Source organism: Serratia sp. TSA_105.2 (assembly GCF_052692115.1).
Genome location: NZ_JBQZFT010000004.1, coordinates 118,252 through 142,616, shown reverse-complemented (window position 1 = coordinate 142,616; position 24,365 = coordinate 118,252). Strand labels below are relative to the sequence as shown.

Here is a 24,365-nt window from a genome sequence, read left to right as displayed (position 1 = left end):
TTGCCTCTGCGGAGTTAATAGCTTTAAGATGGTGCAAGAAAATTTTCCCTGGTGTTGGCCAATATTGGCAACCTGGCCCTACGCGGTCAGGTTTTTTTTTTGTATTTTTTATCAAAACATTACCGGGAAAGTGTATCGCCTCAAGGGGTGAGAAACTAGTTAGACTAAAGTACAGTCCATTACTAGACCTTTATCAGTTCATGCAGGTTATTATTTCAAATTGCAGAGTTCGGGGTCGATACGCTATTGCGGCCTTCACGTTAATCGCCACGCGGCCAAATCAATACCGGTTAACGCCCGTCATTTCCCGAATCGAAAGACGCTGTTCGCCAGCCGATATTTTCTCCATTTAGACGTATCCCGGCTGATGAGTTCTGCGCAGTCGTTGCCTCAGTATTCCACAGGCTAGCTAGCCCATCACTCCACAGGCTTAATCAGCCGCAGCTCCATCCCCAGACGCACGGCATGTCGGGCATTCGTGACCCCCAACTTTTTGACGACGTTGGACATATGAAACTTGATGGTGCCGGTCTTTATGCCCAGGATCATCGCCGTTTCCTGGTAGGTTTTACCCACGCTGGCCCAATAGAGGATCTCGTTTTCCCTGTCGGTAAAGCGGGCGTTACGCTCCAGGGATACGGCGTTTTTTGCTGTCAGTGGGGACAGCGCCAGATAGGACTCATGGATTGAGGCCAGCAATACCGAGATTTCACCTTTACGTTCGATAAGCGCCGGGATGGCTTCCGCTCTCTGCTCAAGGTTGAAGGCAAAGGAAAGCGTGACGAGGTTATCGTTATAATCGTGCAGCACGAAGGTATAACCGTGCGTCACACCAAACTCGCGCGCCTGCTCGAACAGTTCGGGAAAGTGCAGCCCCGCGTCGGCCATGATTTGCTCGTCCCAGGCGAACGGAGTCAGGCGGTTGCGGGCGGTAAGCACCACCGGATCAATGTACTGTAACCCCTGTTCTTGATACTTTTTTACCCAGTCACTCGGGTAGTTGGTGACGCCAAAGATGCAGGCAATGTCCTTTTTGGATAACACCACATACGCCCACAGGAGATCGCCCAACTCTCCCAACGCCGCTTCCAGGCGCTTGCCGATGATATTGCTGAGATTATATTCATCTTCCATTGACTGCCCGCTCCCTCTATCCGCATGCCGCTGGGTTGACTATAGCACGACGAAAAGCGACAGGTCGGGGGACGGGTTTATCGGGAGGCATGCCGCACCAACAAAAAAGGCGCGGCCCCGCGGCCACGCCTTTTTTCACTACCGATCGCCCCGCTACTTGCGTTTGAGCAGCATATACACGCTGATCAGCAGGAACAGCATGCTCGGCAGCAGCGCGCCCAACACCGGCGGCATGCTGTAGACCATGCTCAGCGGGCCGAAGATCTGGTCCAGCACGTAGAACAGGAAGCCGAAGCTGATGCCGGTCACCACGCGGATGCCCATCGGCACGCTGCGCAGCGGGCCGAAGATGAACGACAGCGCCATCAGCATCATCACCGCCACCGACAGCGGCGAGAAGATTTTGCTCCACATGTTGAGCTGGTAACGGTTGGATTCCTGGCCACTCTGCTTCAGGTACTTCACGTAGTTGTGCAGCCCGCTGATGGAGAGCGAATCCGGATCCAACGCCACCACGCCCAGCTTGTCCGGGGTCAGGTTGGTTTTCCATTCGCCGGTCAGCGTCTGGGTGCCGGTCACCTGTTTCGGGTTGGTCAGATCCGAGGTGTCCACCTGCGAAAGCTGCCACAGGCCGTTCTCGAAGCTGGCGGTGGCGGCATAGCGCACCGTCTCGAGGCGACGCTGGTCGTTGAAGTGGTAGATGTTCACGCCGGAGAGTTCTTTATCGCCGGAGACGCGCTCGATGTAGATGAAGTCGTTGCCGTCCTTCGCCCACAGCCCGCTCTTGGTGGAGAGCAGCGAGCCGCCGTACATCTGCTGGGCGCGGTAGTTGCGCGCCATCTGCTCGCCCTGCGGCGCCACCCACTCGCCGATCGCCATGGTCAGCAGCACCAGCGGAATGGCGGTTTTCATCACCGAGCCGGCGATCTGCAGGCGGGTGAAGCCGGAAGCCTGCATCACCACCAGTTCGCTGCGCGTCGCCAGTTGGCCCAGGCCGAGCAACGCGCCGAGCAGCGCCGCCATCGGGAAGAAGATCTCGATGTCTTTCGGCACGCTCAGCAGGGTGTACATGCCGGCGCTCAGCGCGGTGTATTCGCCCTGGCCGACCTTGCGCAGCTGATCGACGAACTTGATGATGCCGGACAGCGACACCAGCATGAACAGCGTCATGATGATGGTGTTGAAAATCGTTTTACCGATATACCGGTCTAATACGCCAAACATCAGGCCGCTCCTCTCAGGCGTGCGCGCAGCTTGCGCATCGGCACGGTATCCCACAGGTTCAGCGCCAGCGCGATCGCGAAGTAAACGCCGTTAACCAGCCACAGCCACAGCATCGGATCCAGCTTGCCCTTGCCGGCGTTGGAGCGCAGCGAGGTCTGCAGCAGGAAGAAGATCAGATACAGCAGGATGGCCGGCAGCATGCTCAGCACGCGGCCCTGGCGCGGGTTCACCACGCTGAGCGGCACCACCAGCAGCGCCATCAGCGCCACCGACACCACCAGCGTCAGGCGCCAGTGGAACTCGGCGCGCGCGTCCGGATCGTCGGATTCCCACAGCGTCTGCATCGACATCTGTTCAGATTCGGTGTTGTCCGCCGCCACGGTGCGGTGGCCAATCACCGCCTTGTAGTCGGTGAAGTCGGTAATGCGGAAGTCGCGCAGCAGCGCGGTGCCTTCAAAGCGGGTGCCCTTGTCGAGCGTCACCACCTGCGAGCCGTCTTTCTGCTGCACGATGTTGCCGTGCTCGGCCACCACCACCGACGGGCGTTGGTTGCCGTTCGGCCGCAGCTGCGCCAGGAACACGTCGTTGAAGGTGCTGCCCTTCACGTTGCCGATAAACAGCACCGCGTTGCCGTCCTGCGAGGGTTTGAACTGCCCTTCCGCCAGCCCGGCGATGCTCGGGTTGGCCTTGGCTTCGTTCACCACCACGTCCTGATAGCGCGAGGCCCAGGGGCCGGCCCAAAACACGTTCACCGCCGCGACCGCAGAGGTGAGCAGCGCCAGGATCATGGCGGCGATAATCAGGGTGCGTTTGCCCAGCCCGCAGGCGTGCATAACGGTGATTTCGCTCTCGGTATACAACCGCCCAAGCGTCATCAGTAAGCCGAGAAACAGGCTCAAAGGCAGGATGAGCTGCGCCATTTTCGGCACGCCCAGAGCAAGCAGGGAGAGTACTAAGTTTGTCGGGATATTGCCGTCCACCGCATCGCCCAACACCCTGACCAGGTTCTGACAAAAGAAGATCAGAAGCAGGATGAACAGGATGGCGATTTGGCTCTTGAGCGTTTCCCGTACCAGATATCTTATGATGATCACGCTTATTACGCCTGTGAAAACTTGTCTTTTTGCAGGAAAATCGATAATTTCATCGTTAATCCGCCATTTATTCTCATCATATGGCAACCTTCACAGCTAAAATAGTATTACAACATCAAGCCGTTTGGGTGTCCTATAGGAACTTGCTTATAGTCGCCAAAACAGAGCAATTTATGCCGTTCAGGTTAACATAATCCGTTAACTCAAATGGCAGGAGATCGTTACGGAGTCGGTTATTCTAGCCGTAGCGTCCGCCTTTGTCTTTAAGATTCAGGAGAGTGCATGGAGTTCAGTGTAAAAAGCGGTAGCCCGGAAAAACAGCGCAGTGCCTGTATTGTAGTCGGCGTTTTCGAACCGCGCCGCCTGTCCCCTATCGCAGAACAACTCGACAAAATCAGTGATGGTTATATCAGCGCATTGCTGCGCCGTGGCGAACTGGAAGGCAAGGTCGGGCAGACGCTGCTACTGCACCATGTGCCCAACATTCTCTCCGAGCGCATCCTGCTGATCGGCTGCGGCAAAGAGCGCGAGCTCGATGAGCGCCAATACAAGCAGGTGATCCAGAAAACCATCAATACCCTCAACGACACCGGCTCGATGGAAGCGGTCTGCTTCCTGACCGAGCTGCACGTGAAAGGCCGCAACACCTACTGGAAAGTGCGTCAGGCGGTAGAAACCGCCAAAGAGACGCTCTACACCTTCGATCAGCTGAAAAGCAACAAGGTGGAGCCGCGTCGTCCGCTGCGCAAAATGGTGTTCAACGTGCCGACCCGCCGTGAGCTCACCAGCGGCGAGCGCGCCATCCAGCACGGCCTGGCGGTGGCTTCCGGCATCAAGGCGGCCAAAGATCTCGGCAACATGCCGCCGAACATCTGTAATGCCGGCTACCTGGCCTCGCAGGCCCGCCAGCTGGCGGACGCCTTCAGTACCAATATCACCACCCGCGTCATCGGCGAACAGCAGATGAAAGAGCTGGGTATGAACGCCTACCTGGCGGTCGGCGCCGGTTCGCAGAACGAATCATTGATGTCGGTGATGGAATATAAGGGCAACCCAAATCCGGACGCTAAGCCGATCGTGCTGGTAGGCAAAGGGCTGACCTTCGACTCCGGCGGCATCTCGATTAAACCGGCCGACGGCATGGACGAGATGAAATACGACATGTGCGGCGCGGCGACCGTGTACGGCGTGATGCGCGTGGTGGCGGAGCTGAACCTGCCGCTGAACGTGATCGGCGTGCTGGCCGGCTGTGAAAACATGCCGGGCGGCCGTGCTTACCGTCCGGGCGACGTGCTGACCACCATGTCCGGCCAGACCGTCGAGGTGCTCAACACCGACGCCGAAGGCCGCCTGGTGCTGTGCGACACCCTGACCTACGTCGAACGCTTCGAGCCGGAGCTGGTGATCGACATCGCCACCCTGACCGGCGCCTGCGTGATCGCCTTGGGCCATCACATCACCGGCCTGATGTCGAACCACAATCCGCTGGCGCACGAGCTGCTGGGCGCTTCCGAGCAGGCCGGCGACCGCGCCTGGCGCCTGCCGATGGCCGACGAGTACTACGAGCAGCTGGACTCCAACTTCGCCGACATGGCGAATATCGGTGGCCGCCCTGGCGGCGCCATCACCGCCGCCTGCTTCCTGTCGCGCTTCACCCGCAAGTACACCTGGGCGCACCTGGATATCGCCGGCACCGCCTGGCGTTCCGGTAAAGCCAAGGGCGCGACCGGCCGCCCGGTGGCGCTGCTGTCGCAGTTCCTGCTCAACCGTGCAGGCCTGAACGGCGACGATTAAATACCCTTCATCTTTCAAGCTGCAGCGTTGTTGGCCGCATTCGTTCACCCCAGTCACTGACTTGATGTCAGCTCCTGGGGATGAACGAACTTGCCGCCTAGCTGCAACTTGAAATCTATTGGGTATATAATCCTCTCAGGAGCGAAGGGGTAGAGTTATCTGCTCCGTTCCCTAAAAGGGCGCAACCTACATGTTGTGCCCTGTTTTTTTTATCGGCAGCGGTGGATCCTTAATGAAACAGGCGACGTTTTATTTGCTCGACAACGCGGAACCGTCTGGCGCGCTCAGCGCCCATGAGGCCGTGGCCTGCGCCGTTGCCGCCGAACGCTGGCGTGCCGGCAAGCGGGTGCTGATCGCCTGCGAGAGCCAGGAGCAGGCCCAGCGGCTGGACGAAGCGCTGTGGCAGCGCGAGCCGCATGAATTCGTGCCGCACAACCTGGCCGGCGAAGGGCCGCACTACGGCGCACCGGTGGAACTGTGCTGGCCCGGCAAGCGCGGCAACGCCCCGCGCGATCTGCTGATCGCCCTGCTGCCGCAGTTTGCCGATTTTGCTACCGCTTTCCATGAAGTGGTAGACTTCGTTCCTTACGAAGACACTCTGAAACAGTTGGCGCGCGACCGTTACAAGGCCTATCGCAGCGTCGGCTTCCATTTGACCACGGCTACGCCGCCAACTCACTGAATACGATAAAGAATGGAAAAGACAAACAGTCAGCTCGACACCGCATACGACCCAAAACAGATCGAACAGAAGCTGTACGATCACTGGGAGAATCAGGGTTACTTCAAGCCGAACGGCGACACCAGCCAGGAAAGCTTCTGCATCATGATCCCGCCGCCGAACGTCACCGGCAGCCTGCACATGGGCCACGCGTTCCAGCAGACCATCATGGATACCATGATTCGCTATCAGCGCATGCAGGGTAAAAACACCCTGTGGCAGGCGGGCACCGACCACGCCGGCATCGCCACCCAGATGGTGGTGGAGCGCAAGATCGCCGCGGAAGAAGGCAAAACCCGCCACGACTACGGCCGTGACGCGTTCATCGACAAAATCTGGCAGTGGAAGGCGGAATCCGGCGGCACCATCACCCGCCAGATGCGCCGTCTGGGCAACTCCGTGGACTGGGAGCGCGAGCGCTTCACCATGGACGAAGGCCTGTCGAACGCGGTGCGCGAAGTGTTTGTCCGTCTGCACAAAGAAGACCTGATCTACCGCGGCAAGCGCCTGGTGAACTGGGATCCGAAGCTGCGCACCGCCATCTCCGATCTGGAAGTGGAAAACCGCGAGTCCAAAGGCTCCATGTGGCACCTGCGCTACCCGCTGGCCGACGGCGCGAAAACCGCCGAGGGCAAAGACTATCTGGTGGTCGCCACCACCCGTCCGGAAACCGTGCTGGGCGATACCGGCGTGGCGGTCAACCCGGAAGATCCGCGCTATAAAGATCTGATCGGCAAAGAGATCATTCTGCCGCTGGTCGGCCGCCGCATTCGCATCGTCGGCGACGAACACGCCGATATGGAAAAAGGCACCGGCTGCGTGAAGATCACCCCGGCGCACGATTTCAACGACTACGAAGTCGGCAAACGCCACGGCCTGCCGATGATCAACATTCTGACCTTCGACGGCGACATCCGCCAGGAAGCGGAAGTGTTCAACACCCTGGGCGAAGTCTGCACCGACTACTGCAACGAGATCCCGGCCGAGTTCCGTGGCCTGGAGCGCTTCGCGGCGCGTAAAGCGGTGGTTGCCGCCTTCGATAATCTGGGCCTGCTGGACGAGATCAAACCGCACGACCTGACGGTGCCTTACGGCGACCGCGGCGGCGTGGTGATCGAGCCGATGCTGACCGACCAATGGTACGTGCGCACCGCGCCGCTGGCCAAAGTGGCGGTGGAAGCGGTCGAACAGGGCCAAATCGAGTTCGTGCCGAAGCAGTACGAAAACATGTACTTCAGCTGGATGCGTGACATTCAGGACTGGTGCATCTCGCGTCAGCTGTGGTGGGGCCACCGCATCCCGGCCTGGTATGACGTGAACGGCAAAGTCTACGTGGGCCGCAGCGAAGAAGAAGTGCGCAGCGAAAACAACCTGGGCGCCGACGTGGTGCTGACCCAGGACGAAGACGTGCTGGACACCTGGTTCTCGTCCGGCCTGTGGACCTTCTCTACTCTGGGCTGGCCGGAGCAGACCGACGCGCTGAAAACCTTCCACCCGACCAGCGTGATGGTCAGCGGCTTCGACATCATCTTCTTCTGGATCGCACGCATGATCATGCTGACCATGCACTTCATCAAGGATGAAAACGGCAAGCCGCAGGTGCCGTTCAAGACCGTCTACATGACCGGCCTGATCCGCGACGACGAAGGCCAGAAGATGTCCAAGTCGAAAGGCAACGTGATCGATCCGCTGGACATGGTCGACGGCATCTCGCTGGAAGACCTGCTGGAAAAACGCACCGGCAACATGATGCAGCCGCAGCTGGCGGAGAAAATCCGCAAGCGCACCGAGAAGCAGTTCCCGAACGGTATCGAGCCGCACGGCACCGACGCCCTGCGCTTCACCCTGGCGGCGCTGGCCTCGACCGGCCGCGACATCAACTGGGACATGAAGCGCCTCGAAGGCTACCGCAACTTCTGTAACAAGCTTTGGAACGCCAGCCGCTTCGTGCTGATGAACACCGAAGCGCACGACTGCGGCTTCAACGGCGGCGAGAAAGTGCTGTCGCTGGCGGATCGCTGGATCCTGGCCGAATTCAACCGCACGGTGAAAGCCTACCGCGAAGCGCTGGACACTTACCGCTTCGATCTGGCGGCCAACATCCTGTACGAATTCACCTGGAACCAGTTCTGCGACTGGTATCTGGAGCTGACCAAGCCGGTGGTGAGCAACGGCAGCGAAGCGGAACAGCGCGGCACCCGCCACACGCTGATCACCGTGCTGGAAGCGCTGCTGCGCCTGGCGCACCCGATCATTCCGTTCATCACCGAAACCATCTGGCAGCGCGTGAAGCCGCTGACCGGCACGACCGCAGACACCATCATGCTGCAGCCGTTCCCGGCCTATGACGCCGCGCTGGAAGACGAGCAGGCGCTGAACGATCTGGAGTGGATCAAGCAAACCATCATCGCCGTGCGCAACATCCGCGCCGAGATGAACATCGCGCCTAGCAAAGCGCTCGACGTGCTGCTGCGCAACTGCAGCGCCGACGCCCAGCGCCGCGTGCAGGAGAACCAAAGCTTTATCGCCCGTCTGGCGCGCCTGGAATCCATCGCGCTGCTGCCGGCCGGTGAGAAAGGCCCGGTCTCCGTCACCAAGCTGGTGGACGGCGCCGAGCTGCTGATCCCGATGGCCGGTTTCATCGACAAGGACGCCGAGATCGCGCGCCTGGCGAAAGAGATGGGCAAACTGGATGCGGAAATCGCCTCGATCGAAGGCAAGCTGGCGAACGAAGGCTTCGTGGCGCGCGCGCCGGAAGCGGTGGTCGCCAAAGAGCGCGATCGTCTGGCGGCCTGCAAAGAAGGTAAAGTGAAGCTGCAGGAACAGCAGGCGACCATCGCCGCGCTGTAATCCACCGGCTCACGCCAACGCCTGAAAAACAGCGGGGTCTTCCCCGCTGTTTTTTTATCGCCGTTGCATCCGGGCCGGGTTAGATGTTATTACAAGATATTACTGCTGCAGGGACGCCGCCGGGAAATAACCCCCGGCGCGTTTCGTGCTGCGATAAAAATGAAAAAACGAACGTGGTCTCTTTCAATGGCGAGTGTAAACATGACAACAGCAACCCCGGCACGCCTGCTGGTGCGCCCCATCACGGCGGAAGACAATCCCGCCATTGCTCACGTCATTCGCGAAGTCTCCGCCGAGCACGGCCTGACGGCGGATAAAGGCTATACCGTCTCCGATCCCAATCTGGACGCCCTGTATCAGCTCTACAGCCTGCCACGCAGCGCTTACTGGGTGATCGAGGTGGACGGCCAGGTCGCCGGCGGCGGCGGCATCGCGCCGCTGCAGGGCGGCGCAGACGATATTTGCGAATTGCAGAAGATGTATTTCCTGCCGGTGTTGCGCGGCAAGGGATTGGCGAAACGCCTGGCGCTGCAGGCGCTGGATTTCGCCCGCCAGCACGGCTTCCGCTGTTGTTACCTTGAGACCACCGCCAGCCTGACGCAGGCCGTTGCGCTGTACGAACACCTGGGCTTCGAACACATCGACCACGCGATGGGCGCCACCGGCCACGTCGATTGCGAAGTCACCATGCTGAAAACGCTGTAATCGTCCCCCGCCTCTCTATCATGGCGCAGCGTGCTGCGCCATTTTATTAATATCGCAATCAATCAGTAAAACTCGCTATAACGCCGTTTTTCAAGCAGATAAACTGACGTTAAAAACCACGATGTAAATTTAATGTGAAGTTCGTTAATAAATTAACGATCGCAAATTGACCGCTTTTCCCCCCGCGTTACTCTGCCAGTATCCCAATCGCGCACGGAGAGCTGTCATGTCGGAAAACACCTTTGATTACATCATCGTCGGCGCCGGTTCCGCCGGCTGCGTGCTGGCGGCACAGCTGATCCGCCGCACCCAGGCGCGGGTGCTGCTGCTGGAAGCCGGCGGCGACGACAATAACCTGTTCATCAAAATGCCGGCCGGGGTGGCCAAGATCATCGCCAAAAAGAGCTGGCCCTACGAGACGGAACCGGAACCGCACGCCAACAACCGCCGCATGCAGATCGCACAGGGCAAGGTGCTGGGCGGCAGCAGCTCGGTCAACGGCATGATCTACCTGCGCGGCCAGCCGCAGGACTACGACGACTGGGCCGACCGCTACGGCTGCACCGGCTGGAGCTACCGGGAGGTGCTGCCCTATTTCAAACGCGCCGAGGCCAACGAAAGCCTGTCGGACGACTACCACGGCGCCGACGGGCTGCTGCCGGTCAGCGAAAACCGCTACCGCCACCCGCTCAGCATGGCGTTTATCCGCGCCGGCCAGGAGCTGAACCTGCCCTACCGCAACGACTTCAACGGCGACAGCCAGCACGGCGTCGGTTTCTACCAAACCACCACCCACAACGGCGAACGCGCCAGCACCGCCCGCACCTACCTGAAGGCGGTGCGCGACGAACGGCGGCTGGTGGTGAAACTGAACGCCCTGGCGCACCGGCTGACCTTCGAGGGCAACGTCGCCACCGGCGTGGTCTACAGCCAGAACGGCGGCGCGGAAGTCACCGCGCGCGCCACCAAAGAGGTGATCGTCAGCGCCGGCGCGGTCGGTTCGCCGAAGCTGCTGATGCTCTCCGGCATCGGCCCGCGCGACCACCTGCAACAGCTGGGCATTGAGGTGCGGGCGGATCTGCCGGTGGGCAAAAACTTCCACGACCACCTGCACATGTCGATCAACGTCAGCACCCGCGAGCCGATCAGCCTGTTCGGCGCCGATCGCGGCCTGCAGGCGCTGAGCCACGGCGCGCAATGGCTGGCGTTTCGCAGCGGCGTGCTCTCGTCCAACGTGCTGGAAGGCGCCGCCTTCACCGACAGCCAGGGCGACGGCCGGCCGGACGTGCAAATCCACTTCCTGCCGCTGCTGGACAGCTGGGACGACGTGCCCGGCGAGCCGCTGCCGAACATTCACGGCTTCACGCTCAAGGTCGGCTACCTGCAGCCGAAGGCGCGCGGCGAAGTGCTGCTGCGCAGCAGCAACCCGCGCGATCCGGTCAAGCTGCACGCCAACTACCTCGGCCACCCGGACGATCTGGCCGGCAGCGTGCGCGCGGTGAAGTTCGGCCTGGGCTTCCTGCAAACCGCGGCGCTGAAGCCGCTGATCAAAGATCTGCTGATGCCGCAGCCGGAGTGGACGCGCGACGAGGCGCAGCTGGAAGCCTTCGTGCGCAACTTCTGCAAGACGGTGTATCACCCGGTGGGCAGCTGCCGCATGGGGCCGTCGCCGCAGGACGCGGTGACCGATCCGCAGCTGCGGGTGCACGGTTTTGAACGGCTGCGGGTGATCGACTGCTCGGTGATGCCGCAGCTCACCAGCGGCAACACCAATGCGCCGACCATCATGCTGGCGGAAAAGGCGGTGGATCTGTTGCTGGGCGCGCCGCAGTAGGGGCGCCCCTCAACGTCAGGCGGCGGCGGGCACGCCGCTGTGGAAGCGCAGTTCGCTGTCCGGCGACAGGATCAGCTCAGCCTCGAGGCGGCCGAAATGCGCCACCCGTTCGCTGATGTCGCCGCCGGCGATCTGCTCAGCCAGCGTCAGGTAGTCCTGATAGTGGCGCGCTTCGGATCGCAGCAGCGAGACGTAAAAGCGGTTCAGCTCGTCGTCCAGATGCGGCGCCAGTTTGGCGAAGCGTTCGCAGGATCGCGCTTCGATGTAGGCACCGATGATCAGTTTGTCGATCAGCGTCGCCGGATCGTGAGTGCGGATCTCGCGGATCATGCCCTTGGCGTAGCGGCTGGCGGTGATCTTGCGATACGGGATCCCGCGCGCCTGCATGATCTCCAGCACCTGCGAGAAGTGATGCAACTCTTCCTTGATCAACAGCACCATGCGATCCGCCAGATCCTGGCCGTAGGCCGAGCCGTTTTTCGGCAGGATCTTGCGGGTGAACTGGCCCTGACGAAACAGCGTGTCCGGCGCGCCCTGCGCTTCGTGCAGAAACGCCTCGTAGGGCCGCAGCAGCGCCAACAGCGCGTCGCCGCTCTCTTTGTCTGCCACGTAGCGGCGGATCAGCCACATGCCGGTCTGCGCGGCCTTCAGCTCGCACACCAGGTGGTCGGTTAGCAACAGCTGCAGGTTTTCCGGACGGCGCGCGGCGTCGATCCAGGCGTCGGGGGTTTCACAGTGCAGGAAGCTTAAAATCGGGGCTAACAGGGATTGGTATGTCATGGCGTTTATCAGGGGCCGGCGAGAACCGGCCCACAGGTATTGATTGGAGAGGGATTAGTGGCGTTTACCGTCGTCGTCTTCGTCGATGTAGTCGCCGTCTTCGTCATCCTCACCGTCTTCACCGTTCGGATCTTCGAAGTAGGTGCCCCAGCCGTCGTAGTTGACGCCGCAGCGCTCCGCCAGCGCCACCAGCTGCTCGACCTGAGCGTCGATCAGCTCGGCGTTCAGGCCGACTTCGCTGATCACGTCGCAGCACATCACCATCGAACCGTCTTCCACTTCCAGCTCTTCGGCGTCGGTCACTTCGTAGCCCAACTTGAAGGCTTCAACGGCGGCCTGCTCCAGAACCTCAAATTTCTCAGCGGACAGATGGTGCTCGATGGTGTAGAGCGCGTCCGGATCGCTGCCGTCTTCCAGCAGTTCTTCGATGATCAGGCGGGTCTCTTCACGTTGTTCTTCCAGCAATTCGCGGTTTGCCATGCCTATATCCTCAAGTCAAATGGCCTTCATTCCTTCTATTTTCACACACCGCTGACATTGCTTCCACGATAAACGTGAAAGATTTCCTCGCTGGGGTTGAAATTGAATATTCATACATATAAAGTGAATTTTAATTCAATTGCACAATCAGGGAATCGGACTATGAGCACCGGCAATGCGTTCTACCAACGTCACTTTCTGAGGTTAATGGATTTCACCCCCGCCGAGCTGCAGGCGCTGCTGCGGCTTTCGGCCGATCTGAAGCAGGCCAAGAAGCAGGGGCAGGAACAGCGCCGGCTGCAGGGCAAAAACATTGCGCTCATCTTCGAAAAAGACTCGACCCGCACGCGATGCTCTTTCGAAGTTGCCGCATTCGATCAGGGCGCCCAGGTGACCTATCTCGGCCCAAGCGGCAGCCAGATCGGCCATAAGGAGTCGATGAAAGACACCGCCCGGGTGCTGGGCCGCCTGTACGACGGTATTCAGTATCGCGGCTACGGCCAGGCGCTGGTGGAAACCCTGGCGGAATACGCCGGCGTGCCGGTGTGGAACGGCCTGACCGACGAGTTCCACCCCACCCAACTGCTGGCGGATCTGCTCACCGTGCAGGAGCACCTGCCGGGCAAGGCGCTGAGCGAAGTGAAACTGGCGTACATCGGCGACGCGCGCAACAACATGGGCAACACGCTTCTGGAAGCCGCCGCGCTGGCGGGCATGGATCTGCGGCTAGTGGCGCCGAAGGCCTGCTGGCCGCAGCCGGAGCTGGTGGCCGAATGCCAGGCGCTGGCGCAGCAAACCGGCGCGAAACTCACCCTGACCGAAGATATCGCCGAAGGGGTACAAGACGCCGACTTCCTCTACACCGACGTGTGGGTGTCGATGGGCGAACCAAAAGAGACCTGGCAGGAGCGTATCGCGCTGCTGCGGCCGTATCAGGTCAACATGGCGATGCTGAAGCTGACCGGCAACCCGAACGTGAAGTTCCTGCACTGCCTGCCGGCGTTCCACGACGACCAAACCACCCTCGGCAAGCAGATGGCGCAGCAGTACGATCTTCACGGCGGCATGGAAGTGACCGACGAGGTGTTCGAATCGGCGCACAGCGTGGTGTTCGATCAGGCGGAAAACCGGCTGCACACCATCAAAGCGGTGCTGGTCGCCACGCTGAGCGAAACCCTCTGACAATCCCCCCTCCGCCCTGGTGCCCCCGGCCAGGGCGGCTAATATATTCCTGGAATATCAAATAGCGGATTGGCCTTTGCCCGCCGCGGGCAAAGGTTCTACCGTGACAGGCCGACGGCGCTCGCGCCGTAAAAACCAACGATAACAAACCGTTCTCAGCGTCGCCTTGCGGCGCCTTCAGGGGATACACACCGATGAAAGCCAAACTCTTGCCGCTGTTCCTGCTCGCCGCCCTGCCCGCCGCCGCGTTAGCCGCCACGCCGCCGAATACGCTGGTGGTGGTGCAATCGCTGGATGACATCGTCAGCCTCGATCCGGCGGAAGCCAACGAACTCTCCAGCATCCAGACGGTGCCCAGCCTGTATCAGCGGCTGGTGCAGGCGGATCGCGACGATCCGGCCAAGGTAGCGCCGGTGCTGGCGGAAAGCTGGCAGGGCGATGCGGCGGCCAAAACGCTGACGGTGAAACTGCGGCCGCAGGCGGCGTTCGCCTCCGGCAACCCGCTCACCGCCGACGACGTGATCTTCTCTTACAGCCGCGCGGTCAAAATGAACAAGTCGCCGGCGTTCATCCTCAACGTGCTCGGCTGGCAGCCGGACAACATCGACGCGCAGCTGAAGAAGATCGACGAACATACCGTGCAGCTGCGCTGGACGGCGGACGTCAGCCCGGCGGTGGCGCTGAATATCCTCTCGACGCCGATCGCCTCGATCGTCGACAGCAAGGCGGCGCTGGCCAACGTCAAAGACGGCGACTTCGGCAACGCCTGGCTGAAAATGCACTCCGCCGGCAGCGGCCCGTTCAAGATGCGCGTCTATCAGCCGCATCAGGCGATCGTGCTGGACGCCAACCCCACCACGCCGGGCGACAAGCCGCAGCTGAAAAATATCATCATTAAAAACGTGCCGGATCCGGCCACCCGCCGCCTGCTGATCCAGCAGGGCGACGCCGATATCGCCCGCGAACTGGGCGCCGATCAGACCGACACGCTGAAGAACCAGCCGGGCGTCAAGGTGCTGGAGCTCCCGTCCGCCGAGCAAAACTACCTGGTGTTCAACACCGGCAACGGCGCCAATCCGCTGCTGAGCAACCCGGCCTTCTGGGAAGCGGCGCGCTACCTGGTGGATTATCAGGGCATCACGAAGGATCTGCTGAAGGGCCAATACTTCGTGCACCAGAGCTTCCTGCCGGTCGGGCTGCCGGGCGCGCTGGAGACCAACCCGTTCAGCTACGATCCGGCCAAGGCAAAAGCCATTCTGGCCAAAGCGGGCATCACCCACGCCGCCTTTACGCTGGACGTAGAAAACAAGCCGCCGTTCATCACCATCGCGCAGGCGCTGCAGGGCAGCTTCGCCGCCGCCGGCGTGAAGGTCGAGCTGCTGCCGGCGGCGGGCAGCCAGGTTTACTCCCGCGTGCGCGCCAGGCAGCATCAGGCGGCGATCCGCCTGTGGATCCCGGATTACTTCGACGCCCACTCCAACGCCAGCGCCTTCGCCTACAACGACGGCAAAAGCAGCACGGTAGCCGGACTGAACGGCTGGCAGATCCCGCAGTTGAACCAGCAGACGCTGGCGGCGCTGGCCGAAGCCGATCCGGCCAAGCGCCGCGCGCTGTACACCGCCATGCAGCAGGAACTGCAGCGCAGTTCGCCTTACGTGTTTATCGATCAGGCCAAAACCGAAGTGGTGCTGCGCGACAACGTCAAAGGCTACCAGCAGGGGCTGAACGCCGACATGGTCTACTACGATCGCGTCAACAAATAGCCGGCGGGCGGCTATCGCCGGCCAATCGATTGCGGGGCGGCAAAAAACGGCGTTTTAGCGCTTGCAGTGGCGAAAAGCGCGAGTATAATGCGCCACAATTTGCCAGGAGAAAGCATGAAAAACGACGTTTGTTTTGTTAGCCACAATCGACAAAACCGACTGCCTATCGGCGGCCAGCTGCCGTTGTTTCTCCTGTTGCTAAACCGATCGTTTCAAGCCCCTCATTGAGGGGCTTTTTTTTGCCTTGAGAATATCCCAAAGTCCCGCGCCACGGGCACGCGTCGAGGAGGAGTGAAAAATGGCCAACCCGCTGTATCACAAACACATCATCTCTATTAACGATCTCAGCCGCGAGGATCTGGAGCTGGTGCTGCGCACCGCCGCCGGTCTGAAAGCCAACCCGCAGCCGGAACTGTTGAAACACAAGGTGATCGCCAGCTGCTTCTTCGAAGCCTCGACCCGTACCCGCCTGTCGTTCGAAACCTCGATGCACCGCCTCGGCGCTTCGGTGGTGGGCTTCGCCGACGGCAGCAACACCTCGCTCGGCAAGAAAGGCGAAACCCTGGCCGACACCATCTCGGTGATCAGCACCTACGTGGACGCCATCGTGATGCGTCATCCGCAGGAAGGCGCGGCGCGCATGGCCGCTGAATTCTCCGGCAACGTACCGGTGCTCAACGCCGGCGACGGCGCCAACCAGCACCCGACCCAGACCCTGCTGGATCTGTTCACCATCCAGGAAACCCAGGGCCGCCTGAGCAACCTCAGCATCGCCATGGTCGGCGACCTGAAGTACGGCCGCACCGTGCACTCGCTCACCCAGGCGCTGGCCAAGTTCGAAGGCAACCGCTTCTACTTCATCGCCCCGGACGCGCTGGCGATGCCGGCCTACATCCTGAAAATGCTGGAAGAGAAAGGCATCGAGTACAGCCTGCACAGCAGCATTGAAGAAGTGGTGCCGGAGCTGGATATTCTCTACATGACCCGGGTACAGAAAGAGCGCCTCGATCCTTCCGAGTACGCCAACGTGAAGGCGCAGTTCGTCCTGCGCGCTGCGGATCTGGCCGGCGCGCGCGCCAACCTCAAGGTGCTGCACCCGCTGCCGCGCATCGACGAGATCGCCACCGACGTGGATAAAACGCCGTACGCTTACTACTTCCAGCAGGCGGGCAACGGCATCTTCGCCCGCCAGGCGCTGCTGGCGCTGGTGCTTAACGCAGATTTTGCTCTTTAAGGGGGAACCGCCATGACTCACGACAATAAACTGCAGGTCGAAGCGATCAAATGCGGCACGGTGATCGACCACATTCCGGCGCAGATCGGGTTCAAACTGCTGACGCTGTTCAAGCTGACCGCCACCGACCAGCGCATCACCATCGGCCTGAACCTGCCCTCCAACGAGCTGGGCCGCAAAGATCTGATCAAGATCGAGAACACCTTCCTGACCGAGCAGCAGGCCAACCAGCTGGCGATGTATGCGCCGAAGGCCACGGTAAACCGCATCGATAACTATGAAGTGGTGCGCAAACTGACCCTCAGCCTGCCGGATCACATCGACGGCGTGCTGACCTGCCCGAACAGCAACTGCATCAGCCGCAGCGAGCCGGTGGCGTCGAGCTTCAGCGTGAAGCCGCGCGACGGCGAAGTGCACCTGAAGTGCCGCTACTGCGAGAAAGAGTTCGAGCATCAGGTGGTGTTGCAGGCCGACTGAATTCTGCCCTTTTAGCGGGAGCGGCGCTGTTAATCTGCGCGTCACTCCCTATAATGGATGCCTGAAAATAACTCTACCCACGTTGCTACCCACCGAATTTCAAGCTGCGGCCGACCGCGCGGCGGCGTGAAAGACAACGGGTCTATCAGGAGAAAACATGTCACGTAACATCAGCACTGAACTCGCCCCGGCAGCCATTGGTCCTTACGTACAGGGCGTTGATCTGGGCAGCATGATCATCACTTCCGGCCAGATCCCGGTCGATCCGAAAACCGGCGCCGTTGCCGACGACGTGGCCGCTCAGGCGCGCCAGTCGCTGGAGAACGTCAAAGCGATCGTCGAAGCCGCCGGCCTGATCGTTGCCGACATCGTGAAAACCACCGTGTTCGTGAAAGACCTGAACGACTTCGCCACCGTCAACGCCGCGTACGAAGCCTTCTTCACCGAGCACAGCGCGCCGTTCCCGGCCCGCTCCTGTGTAGAAGTGGCGCGTCTGCCGAAAGACGTGAAGATCGAAATCGAAGCCATCGCCGTGCGTCGTTAATCGACACGCTCGCGAATGACGGTCAGCTTCGGCTGGCCGTTTTTACATTACTTGAATGCCTGGCGCCGCCGGACACAGCCCAGAGTTTCAGCAGCCGGAGAGGATGAAACGTTAACCTGTTTAACCGCCTGTTTTAAAACGGCGATAACCTCTTCTCGCGAAGCCGTAATCGGTTTGCCGCGAGGCGTTATGCGGTCAATCTGTTCAGATGTATAGGTGTTCACTGCATCTACACCTTCCATGCCGAATTTATACACCTTCAGCTCATAAGAGGCAGGTTTTGTTACCTGACGTTTTGTTGACTTTATCACCATGCGAACCTCCTGTGACCCTACCGGCATTTCGCCATTATTGCGCAAATTTCACCCACCTTCAATTATGAGGCCGGCGGCGAAAAACCTTCCTGGAACCACAGGAAAAGCGCCTCAGCGTCTCGATAAAGTATCTGTTTGAGCCCCCCGGTGAGGTCGACAAAATGATGATGATTTATATAATAATCAGCCAACTCCGTATTAATCGGCGATATTAAGCGCAAACCTGCGCATGCCGTATCCACCATAAAGAGCACGGCGACATAGAGCGCAAAACGTAGCGTATTGCCATCAAGGCTCGAGTCTCTAATACGAAAATTCTGCAGCATCTCAATATTTAACATCGCCAGATGCTCGCCTGCAGCCGGACAAAACCGGCAGAGACAGGCGCCGGCCGGCCGGTCATCGATGCCCTGTATCTTAAAGCTAAACATAAAGCCGTCAGGATCGCCCAACGCGGCGCCATTCAACTCCCAGGGAATACGGCGTTCTGCGGGTTGTTGGCGAGCTAACGCAACGCACCACTCAAAATCTTCAGCATTCATCATTTGCACCCGGACACCATACCCGGCCTCAGCAAAGAGGTCATTGGTTGCAGCCAGTGCGCCTTCTCCAATCAATCGGACATTAAAAACATGCCGCATTATCAATCCCTTGAATGCGTAAACCGTATTGAATGAACAAATCGGGCTGGATTTTACAACCAGCCCGTCATTTCTGCTCTTTCAACCACATCGCAATGTCGAGATATGGAATACGCCCCGCAGTTTCTTCGCCCCCCTCCTTACGGCGCCGTTTGCATCCCGCGCAGCAGCGCCTCCAGCGGGTACACCGCCGCAATCACCACTTCGTCGCGCGTCTGCGCCGCCGCATCCAGCCGGTGCAGCGCTTGCTCGGCCTCGGCCCGGCTCAGCGGTTTGCCCTGCTGATGGCGATCCAGCAGCGTTAAGCCCAGCGTGGCCAAAGCATCGACGTCCTGCGCCACCGGCGCCAGATCGCGCAGCGTGCGGTTGCCCGCGATCGCCATCTGCAATGCCGCGCCGTTCGCCTGCCAGCGCTGCAGCCGTTCGCGCAGCGCCTGCGCCGCCGCCTTATCGCGCTTATCCTTCAACAAGGCCGCGACCTGGGCATGCATGTCGCGCACCGCGCCGCTCTCCGGCGGCAGCGCATCGGCAAAGCGGTTCAGCGGTTCGAACTGGTGATAGTTGCCGGCCTGGAACTTCAAATGCTGGCGGGTGTAATACTGCGCCGGCTCCACCGCCTCGGCCAGGATCTGCAGCGGCAGGATCTGCACGCTGTTGCTCAGCCGGGTGAATTCGCGCGCCGTTTCCGCGTGCTGCTGCAGGCCGACCGACACCACCGACCAGGCGTCGATCGCCGCCAACCGCCGGTACATGCTGCTTTCGTCGGTGACGTCCTGCGCCGACCACAGCCGCTCCGCCACCGCGAAGGCGCGCGGCCACAGCTTGAGATCGAGCAGCGGCGCGCGCACGTTTTCCGCCCACAGCGCCGCTTCACCGCCGAGAATGTTGGCCTGCCCTTTTTCGTCCGGCACCACCGGCATCTTGCCCGCCGGCACCGCCGCCAGTTTGTCGCCCTGGGTGGGATAGCGCACGTTGCCGACCAGCGTATAGCCGCTGAGCTTGTCCTGCTGCAGCGTGAACACCGGCCGCGTGTCGCCCATCCAGGTATCGACGCGGAACGTCACCTGCTGCGGCGTGCGCCAGACGATGTCGTGCACCGCGCGGCGCGACTTGCCGTTGAAATCGATAAAGCCGCGCCAGCCCTGCTTGCCCTCGATCAGCGTGAAGCTGCCCTCCACCGCGCTGCCCTTCAGACGCGGCATGCTGAAGCGCCAGCTTTGCGCCTGCTCGCCGGGCTGCACCGCCGTCTCGATCCCCAGCGGCTGCGGCAGAATTTCATTGCGGTAGTGATAGGCGGTGCTTTGCGGCTGATCGAGATAGAAACCGGTGGAGAGAATGCCCTGATAGCCGTCCTGCGCACTGGCGCCCAGCGAGTCTTGCCCCTGCCAGGATTGAATGACGATCGAACGCGGCAGCGACGGATGGTAGATCTCGTCCCAGCCGACCATCTGCCGCTGGTGCTTCTCGAGGATCTTTTCCAGCTTCTGGTTGAAGTAGGCCTGCAGCGCATGGGTATCCGCCAGCCCGTTCTTCTGCATAAACGCCTGAATCGACGGCGACGCCCGCCACTGGCTGGCGTCCACCTCGTCACCGCCGATGTGCAGATAAGGATCGGGGAAGATCGCCGCCAGCTCGCCGACGATCGTGTCGACAAACTGATACACCTCGTCGCGGGTCGGATCGAGCGTCGGCTTATGCACGCCCCACTCGCGCTCCATGCGATACGGCCCCGGCGCGCTCATCAGGTCGGGATAGGCCACCGCGATGCTGGAGGCGTGCCCCGGCATGTCGATCTCCGGCACCACGCGAATGCCGCGCGCCGTGGCGTAAGCCACTACCTGCCGCATCTGCTCGCGGGTGTAGAACTGGCCGTCGCTGGCCTGCTGTTGCAGTTTGGGGTAATGCTCGGAGGCGAAGCGCCAGCCCTGATCGTCGGTCAGGTGCCAGTGGAACACGTTAAGCTTGGCCGCCGCCATCCCGTCGAGCTGGCGGAGAATGTCCGGCAGCGGCAGGAAATGGCGCGCCGAATCCAACAAGACGCCGCGCCACGGGAAGCGCGGCACGTCGCGGATATCCACCAGCGGCAGGAAGGTGTTTTGCCCGTCGGTCTGCAGCAGCTGCAGCAGGGTCTCCATGCCGCGCAGCGCGCCGAAGCGAGTGTTGGCGGTCAGCGTGGCGCCCTGCGGCGTGACCGCCAGCCGGTAACTTTCGTCGCTGCCCGGCAGCGGCAGCGCCGCCACCCGGTCCTTGATCACCACCTTGATCGCCGCGCCGCCCTTCGCTTCAACCGCCGGTGCCAGCGTCCAGCCGGTCTGCAGTTCGATGCGCTGGCGCCAGCGCGGCAGCACGTCGCCCAAGTCGTCACCCTGGACGCTTAACGACAACTGGTGATCCAAAATCAGCTTGCCCGCCGGTTGCGTCACGTCCACCTGCTGCGGCCAGGGCATCAGCGGCAGATCGCCGGCCGGCTGCGCCAACGCGCCGCAAGAAAACCATAACGATGAAGCCAGTAGCGTATAACGGAAAGGTCTGTGCATCGGAAATTCCTCAGAGGAAAAAAACAAAATATCCCCAATGAATTTCAAACCACCGCTAGGCGGCAAGCGCCCGCATCCCCAGGCGCTTAGGTCTGCTAAGTCACTGGGGGGCGGGCGTACAGCCAACAACGCGGTGGCTTGAAAGGCGCAGGGAAAAACAGCCAACGCTGTAGATAAAGACTCAGCACAGAACAGATGTCCAACCGTTGCGGTGAAAAAGCGGACGGGATCACAGTTGCCCCCTCCCGGCCGGAGGGGGCGAACGGGTTATTGCCAGCCGTAGCGGCGCACGAACCAGCCTTTCACGCACTGGGTCAGCACCATGTAACCGGCGAGGATCAGCACCAGCCACGGGAAGTAGGCGAGCGGCAGCGCCTGCAGCTGCAGGAAGCCGGCCAGCGGCGAGAACACCAGGCCGATGCCGGTGGCGATCACCGCCAGCGTCATGATGCACAGCGGCCAGGATGGGCGGCTCTGGATAAACGGAATTTTGCGCGTGCGGATCATGTGCACGATCAGCGTTTGCGACAACAGCCCTTCCACGAACCAGCCGGACTGGAACAGCGTCTGCATTTCCGGCGTATTGGCCTTGAACACCCACCACATCAGGCAGAAGGTCAGCACGTCGAAGATCGAGCTGATCGGCCCAAAGAACACCATAAACCGCCCCAGATCGGCGGAGTTCCAGCGCTGCGGCTGGGTGATCTGATCGTCGTCGACGTTATCGAACGGGATGGCGATCTGCGAGATGTCGTACATCAGGTTCTGAATCAACAGGTGCAGCGGCAGCATCGGCAGGAACGGCAGGAAGGCGCTGGCGATCAGCACGCTGAACACGTTACCGAAGTTGGAGCTGGCGGTCATCTTGATGTATTTCAGCATGTTGGCGAAGGTACGGCGCCCTTCGATCACCCCCTGCTCCAGCACCATCAGGCTTTTTTCCAGCAGGATGATGTCCGCCGCTTCCTTGGCGATGTCCACCGCCGAATCGACGGAGATGCCGATATCGGCCGCGCGCAGCGCCGGCGCGTCGTTGATGCCGTCGCCCATAAAGCCCACCACGTGCCCCTGGCGCCGCAGCAGTTTGACGATGCGCTCTTTGTGCAGCGGCGTCAGCTTGGCGAACACCGTGGTGCGCGCCGCCGCCTGCGCCAGCTGCTCGTCGTCCATCTGCTCGATCTCGCTACCGCGCAGCAGGTGCTCGGCCGCCAGCCCGACGTCCCGGCACACTTTGGCGGCCACCAGCTCGTTGTCGCCGGTGAGGATCTTCACCGTGACGCCGTTCTGTTTCAGCGCCGCCAGCGCCGGCGCGGTGCTCTCCTTCGGCGGATCGAGGAAGGCGACGTAGCCTTCGAGGATCAGATCCGACTCGTCCGCCACGCCGTATTCGTGGGTTTGCGCCGGCAGGATCTTGTTGGCCACTGCCACCACCCGCAGCCCCTGCTGGTTGAGATCGTCGGTGATGCGGCGAATGCGCGCCAGCAGCGCCTCGCTGAGCGGGATCACCTCGTCTTCGTGGCGCACGTGGCTGCAAATCGCCAGCATCTCTTCCAGCGCGCCCTTGCACACCAGCTCGTGATACTCGTTGTCTTTCGCCACCACCACCGACATGCGGCGGCGCACAAAGTCGAACGGGATCTCATCCACCTTGCGGTAGTGCTGCAGCGCTTCCGGCTGCTGATTTTGCTCCGCGCAGCTCAGCACCGCCACGTCGAGCAGGTTTTTCAGCCCGGTCTGGTAGAAGCTGTTCAGCCAGGCGTAGCGCAGCACCCGCTCGCTGCTGGCGCCGAACACGTCGGTATGGCGCTCCAGTACGATCTTGTCTTGGGTCAGGGTGCCGGTCTTGTCGGTGCACAGAATGTCCATGGCGCCGAAGTTCTGGATGGCGTCCAGGCGTTTGACGATCACCTTCTGGCGCGACAGTTTCACCGCCCCTTTGGCCAGCGTCGAGGTGACGATCATAGGCAGCATTTCCGGCGTCAGCCCGACCGCCACCGACAGCGCGAACAGCGCCGCTTCCCACCAGTCGCCCTTGGTATAGCCGTTGATCAGCAGCACGATCGGCGTCATCACCAGCATAAAGCGGATCAGCAGCCAGCTGACCTTGCTGATGCCGCTCTGGAAGGCGTTCGGCTGCTCATCCTGGCTGGTGACGCGCTGCGCCAGCTGGCCGAAATAGGTGCCGCCGCCGGTGCCGATCACCATCGCCAGCGCGGTGCCGCTGACCACGTTGGTGCCCATGAAGCACAGGTTCCGGCAGTCGAGCGGATCGGCCGCCAACGCCTGCGGCGCCGCGGATTTTTCCACCGGCAGCGATTCGCCGGTCAGCGCTGCCTGGCTGATGAACAGATCCTTGGCCGACAGCACGCGCAGATCCGCCGGGATCATGTCGCCGGCCGCCAGCTTGATGATATCGCCCGGCACCAGCTGCGCGATTGGCAGCTCCACGTGCTCGCTCTTGCCGGTGAGCGCATCGCTGCGGATCACCGTGGCGGTGTTGCTCACCATGGCCTTCAGCGCGTCGGCCGCCCGGTTGGAGCGCGCCTCCTGGATGAAGTTCAGCAGCGTGGAGATCAGCACCATCAGTGCGATCACCAAGGCGCCGGTCAGATCCTCGGTGGCATAAGAGATCATGCCGAGCGCGGTCAGCAGCAGGTTGAACGGGTTGCGGTAGCAGTGCCAGAGGTGCTGCCACCAGGCCTCTTTCTGCTGATCGTCGATGACGTTCTCGCCGCAGCGCCGGCGCACCTGCTCCGCCTCATGGGCGGTGATGCCTTCCGGGTGGCTGTGAAAACGCTCAAACAGCTGCATCGTCTCTGCGGCGGCGCATGCCAGCCGCTGCTGCGCCAGGCCAGCCGGCATATCGCGCACAGCGCCGCCGACGCCGTCCAGCAGGCTGTCGCGGCGCACCAAACGGCGCGGAAGGCCGCGGGCGAACAGGCCCAGCAGCTGACGGGGGAGTTTTTTCAGTTTCATGGTTCGCACCTCGTCGCCCGGTGCCTCACGGCAGCGGGTAAACGGGGATCGTCACCGGCCGGGCGGATGGCGGGCACGCCA

At 61.3% G+C, this 24,365-nt stretch carries 19 protein-coding genes; 10 read left to right on the top strand and 9 right to left on the bottom strand.

Annotated features, from left to right (window positions below):
• Positions 1-417: 417 nt before the first annotated feature.
• The 3 genes from ACUTSC_RS14875 to lptF form a co-directional block, all read right to left on the bottom strand.
• A complete protein-coding gene (locus tag ACUTSC_RS14875; RefSeq protein WP_197767072.1) occupies positions 418-1,134 on the bottom strand; it encodes an autoinducer binding domain-containing protein in 717 nt (238 codons plus the stop codon).
• 153 nt (positions 1,135-1,287) lie between these two features.
• Entirely contained in the window at positions 1,288-2,358 is a 1,071-nt protein-coding gene (gene lptG, locus ACUTSC_RS14870) for an LPS export ABC transporter permease LptG (protein ID WP_019453290.1), read from the bottom strand.
• A complete protein-coding gene (lptF, locus tag ACUTSC_RS14865) occupies positions 2,358-3,452 on the bottom strand; it encodes an LPS export ABC transporter permease LptF (RefSeq protein WP_044029829.1) in 1,095 nt (364 codons plus the stop codon). The genes lptG and lptF overlap by 1 nt, the downstream gene beginning before the upstream one ends.
• Positions 3,453-3,734: 282 nt before the next feature.
• Here lptF and pepA point away from each other — a divergent pair, with 282 nt between their 5' ends.
• From pepA to ACUTSC_RS14840, 5 genes are all read left to right on the top strand, one after another.
• Positions 3,735-5,246 (top strand): leucyl aminopeptidase, encoded by a 1,512-nt coding sequence (pepA, locus tag ACUTSC_RS14860; protein WP_004933352.1) that lies wholly within the window; start codon positions 3,735-3,737, stop codon positions 5,244-5,246.
• Between the two features lie 232 nt (positions 5,247-5,478).
• A complete protein-coding gene (locus ACUTSC_RS14855; protein WP_019453292.1) occupies positions 5,479-5,928 on the top strand; it encodes a DNA polymerase III subunit chi in 450 nt (149 codons plus the stop codon).
• A 12-nt stretch (positions 5,929-5,940) separates the two neighbouring features.
• The gene (locus ACUTSC_RS14850; RefSeq protein ID WP_197767073.1) at positions 5,941-8,817 is read left to right on the top strand and encodes a valine--tRNA ligase; all 2,877 of its coding nucleotides are present in this window, start codon (positions 5,941-5,943) and stop codon (positions 8,815-8,817) included.
• 201 nt (positions 8,818-9,018) lie between these two features.
• A complete protein-coding gene (locus ACUTSC_RS14845; protein WP_004933360.1) occupies positions 9,019-9,522 on the top strand; it encodes a GNAT family N-acetyltransferase in 504 nt (167 codons plus the stop codon).
• Between the two features lie 226 nt (positions 9,523-9,748).
• A complete protein-coding gene (locus ACUTSC_RS14840) occupies positions 9,749-11,356 on the top strand; it encodes a GMC family oxidoreductase N-terminal domain-containing protein (RefSeq protein WP_197767075.1) in 1,608 nt (535 codons plus the stop codon).
• Positions 11,357-11,371: 15 nt separating this feature from the next.
• Here the strand turns inward: ACUTSC_RS14840 and miaE are convergent, their stop codons facing one another.
• A complete protein-coding gene (gene miaE / locus ACUTSC_RS14835) occupies positions 11,372-12,136 on the bottom strand; it encodes a tRNA isopentenyl-2-thiomethyl-A-37 hydroxylase MiaE (RefSeq protein ID WP_197767076.1) in 765 nt (254 codons plus the stop codon).
• Positions 12,137-12,190: 54 nt separating this feature from the next.
• On the bottom strand, positions 12,191-12,616 hold the full coding sequence (gene rraB, locus ACUTSC_RS14830) for a ribonuclease E inhibitor RraB (RefSeq protein WP_025305115.1): 426 nt from the start codon (positions 12,614-12,616) through the stop codon (positions 12,191-12,193).
• 162 nt (positions 12,617-12,778) lie between these two features.
• Here rraB and argF point away from each other — a divergent pair, with 162 nt between their 5' ends.
• From argF to ridA, 5 genes are all read left to right on the top strand, one after another.
• Positions 12,779-13,798 (top strand): ornithine carbamoyltransferase, encoded by a 1,020-nt coding sequence (gene argF, locus ACUTSC_RS14825; protein ID WP_048321256.1) that lies wholly within the window; start codon positions 12,779-12,781, stop codon positions 13,796-13,798.
• Between the two features lie 194 nt (positions 13,799-13,992).
• The gene (locus ACUTSC_RS14820) at positions 13,993-15,561 is read left to right on the top strand and encodes an ABC transporter substrate-binding protein (protein ID WP_197767077.1); all 1,569 of its coding nucleotides are present in this window, start codon (positions 13,993-13,995) and stop codon (positions 15,559-15,561) included.
• A gap of 298 nt (positions 15,562-15,859) precedes the next feature.
• Entirely contained in the window at positions 15,860-16,795 is a 936-nt protein-coding gene (gene pyrB / locus ACUTSC_RS14815) for an aspartate carbamoyltransferase (RefSeq protein WP_197767078.1), read from the top strand.
• A gap of 12 nt (positions 16,796-16,807) precedes the next feature.
• Positions 16,808-17,272, top strand: coding sequence for an aspartate carbamoyltransferase regulatory subunit (gene pyrI, locus ACUTSC_RS14810; RefSeq protein WP_038879023.1), 465 nt, complete (start codon positions 16,808-16,810; stop codon positions 17,270-17,272).
• Positions 17,273-17,429: 157 nt separating this feature from the next.
• Entirely contained in the window at positions 17,430-17,816 is a 387-nt protein-coding gene (gene ridA, locus ACUTSC_RS14805) for a 2-iminobutanoate/2-iminopropanoate deaminase (protein ID WP_004933379.1), read from the top strand.
• A 47-nt stretch (positions 17,817-17,863) separates the two neighbouring features.
• On the opposite strand, the gene ACUTSC_RS14800 is transcribed toward ridA, so the two are convergent.
• The 4 genes from ACUTSC_RS14800 to mgtA form a co-directional block, all read right to left on the bottom strand.
• Complete coding sequence (locus ACUTSC_RS14800; RefSeq protein ID WP_197767079.1) at positions 17,864-18,130, bottom strand: hypothetical protein; 267 nt, start codon at positions 18,128-18,130, stop codon at positions 17,864-17,866.
• Positions 18,131-18,192: 62 nt separating this feature from the next.
• Complete coding sequence (locus tag ACUTSC_RS14795; RefSeq protein WP_197767080.1) at positions 18,193-18,771, bottom strand: hypothetical protein; 579 nt, start codon at positions 18,769-18,771, stop codon at positions 18,193-18,195.
• A gap of 140 nt (positions 18,772-18,911) precedes the next feature.
• On the bottom strand, positions 18,912-21,308 hold the full coding sequence (locus ACUTSC_RS14790; RefSeq protein ID WP_197767081.1) for a family 20 glycosylhydrolase: 2,397 nt from the start codon (positions 21,306-21,308) through the stop codon (positions 18,912-18,914).
• A 267-nt stretch (positions 21,309-21,575) separates the two neighbouring features.
• Positions 21,576-24,284, bottom strand: coding sequence for a magnesium-translocating P-type ATPase (gene mgtA / locus ACUTSC_RS14785; protein ID WP_197767082.1), 2,709 nt, complete (start codon positions 24,282-24,284; stop codon positions 21,576-21,578).
• Positions 24,285-24,365: the final 81 nt, after the last annotated feature.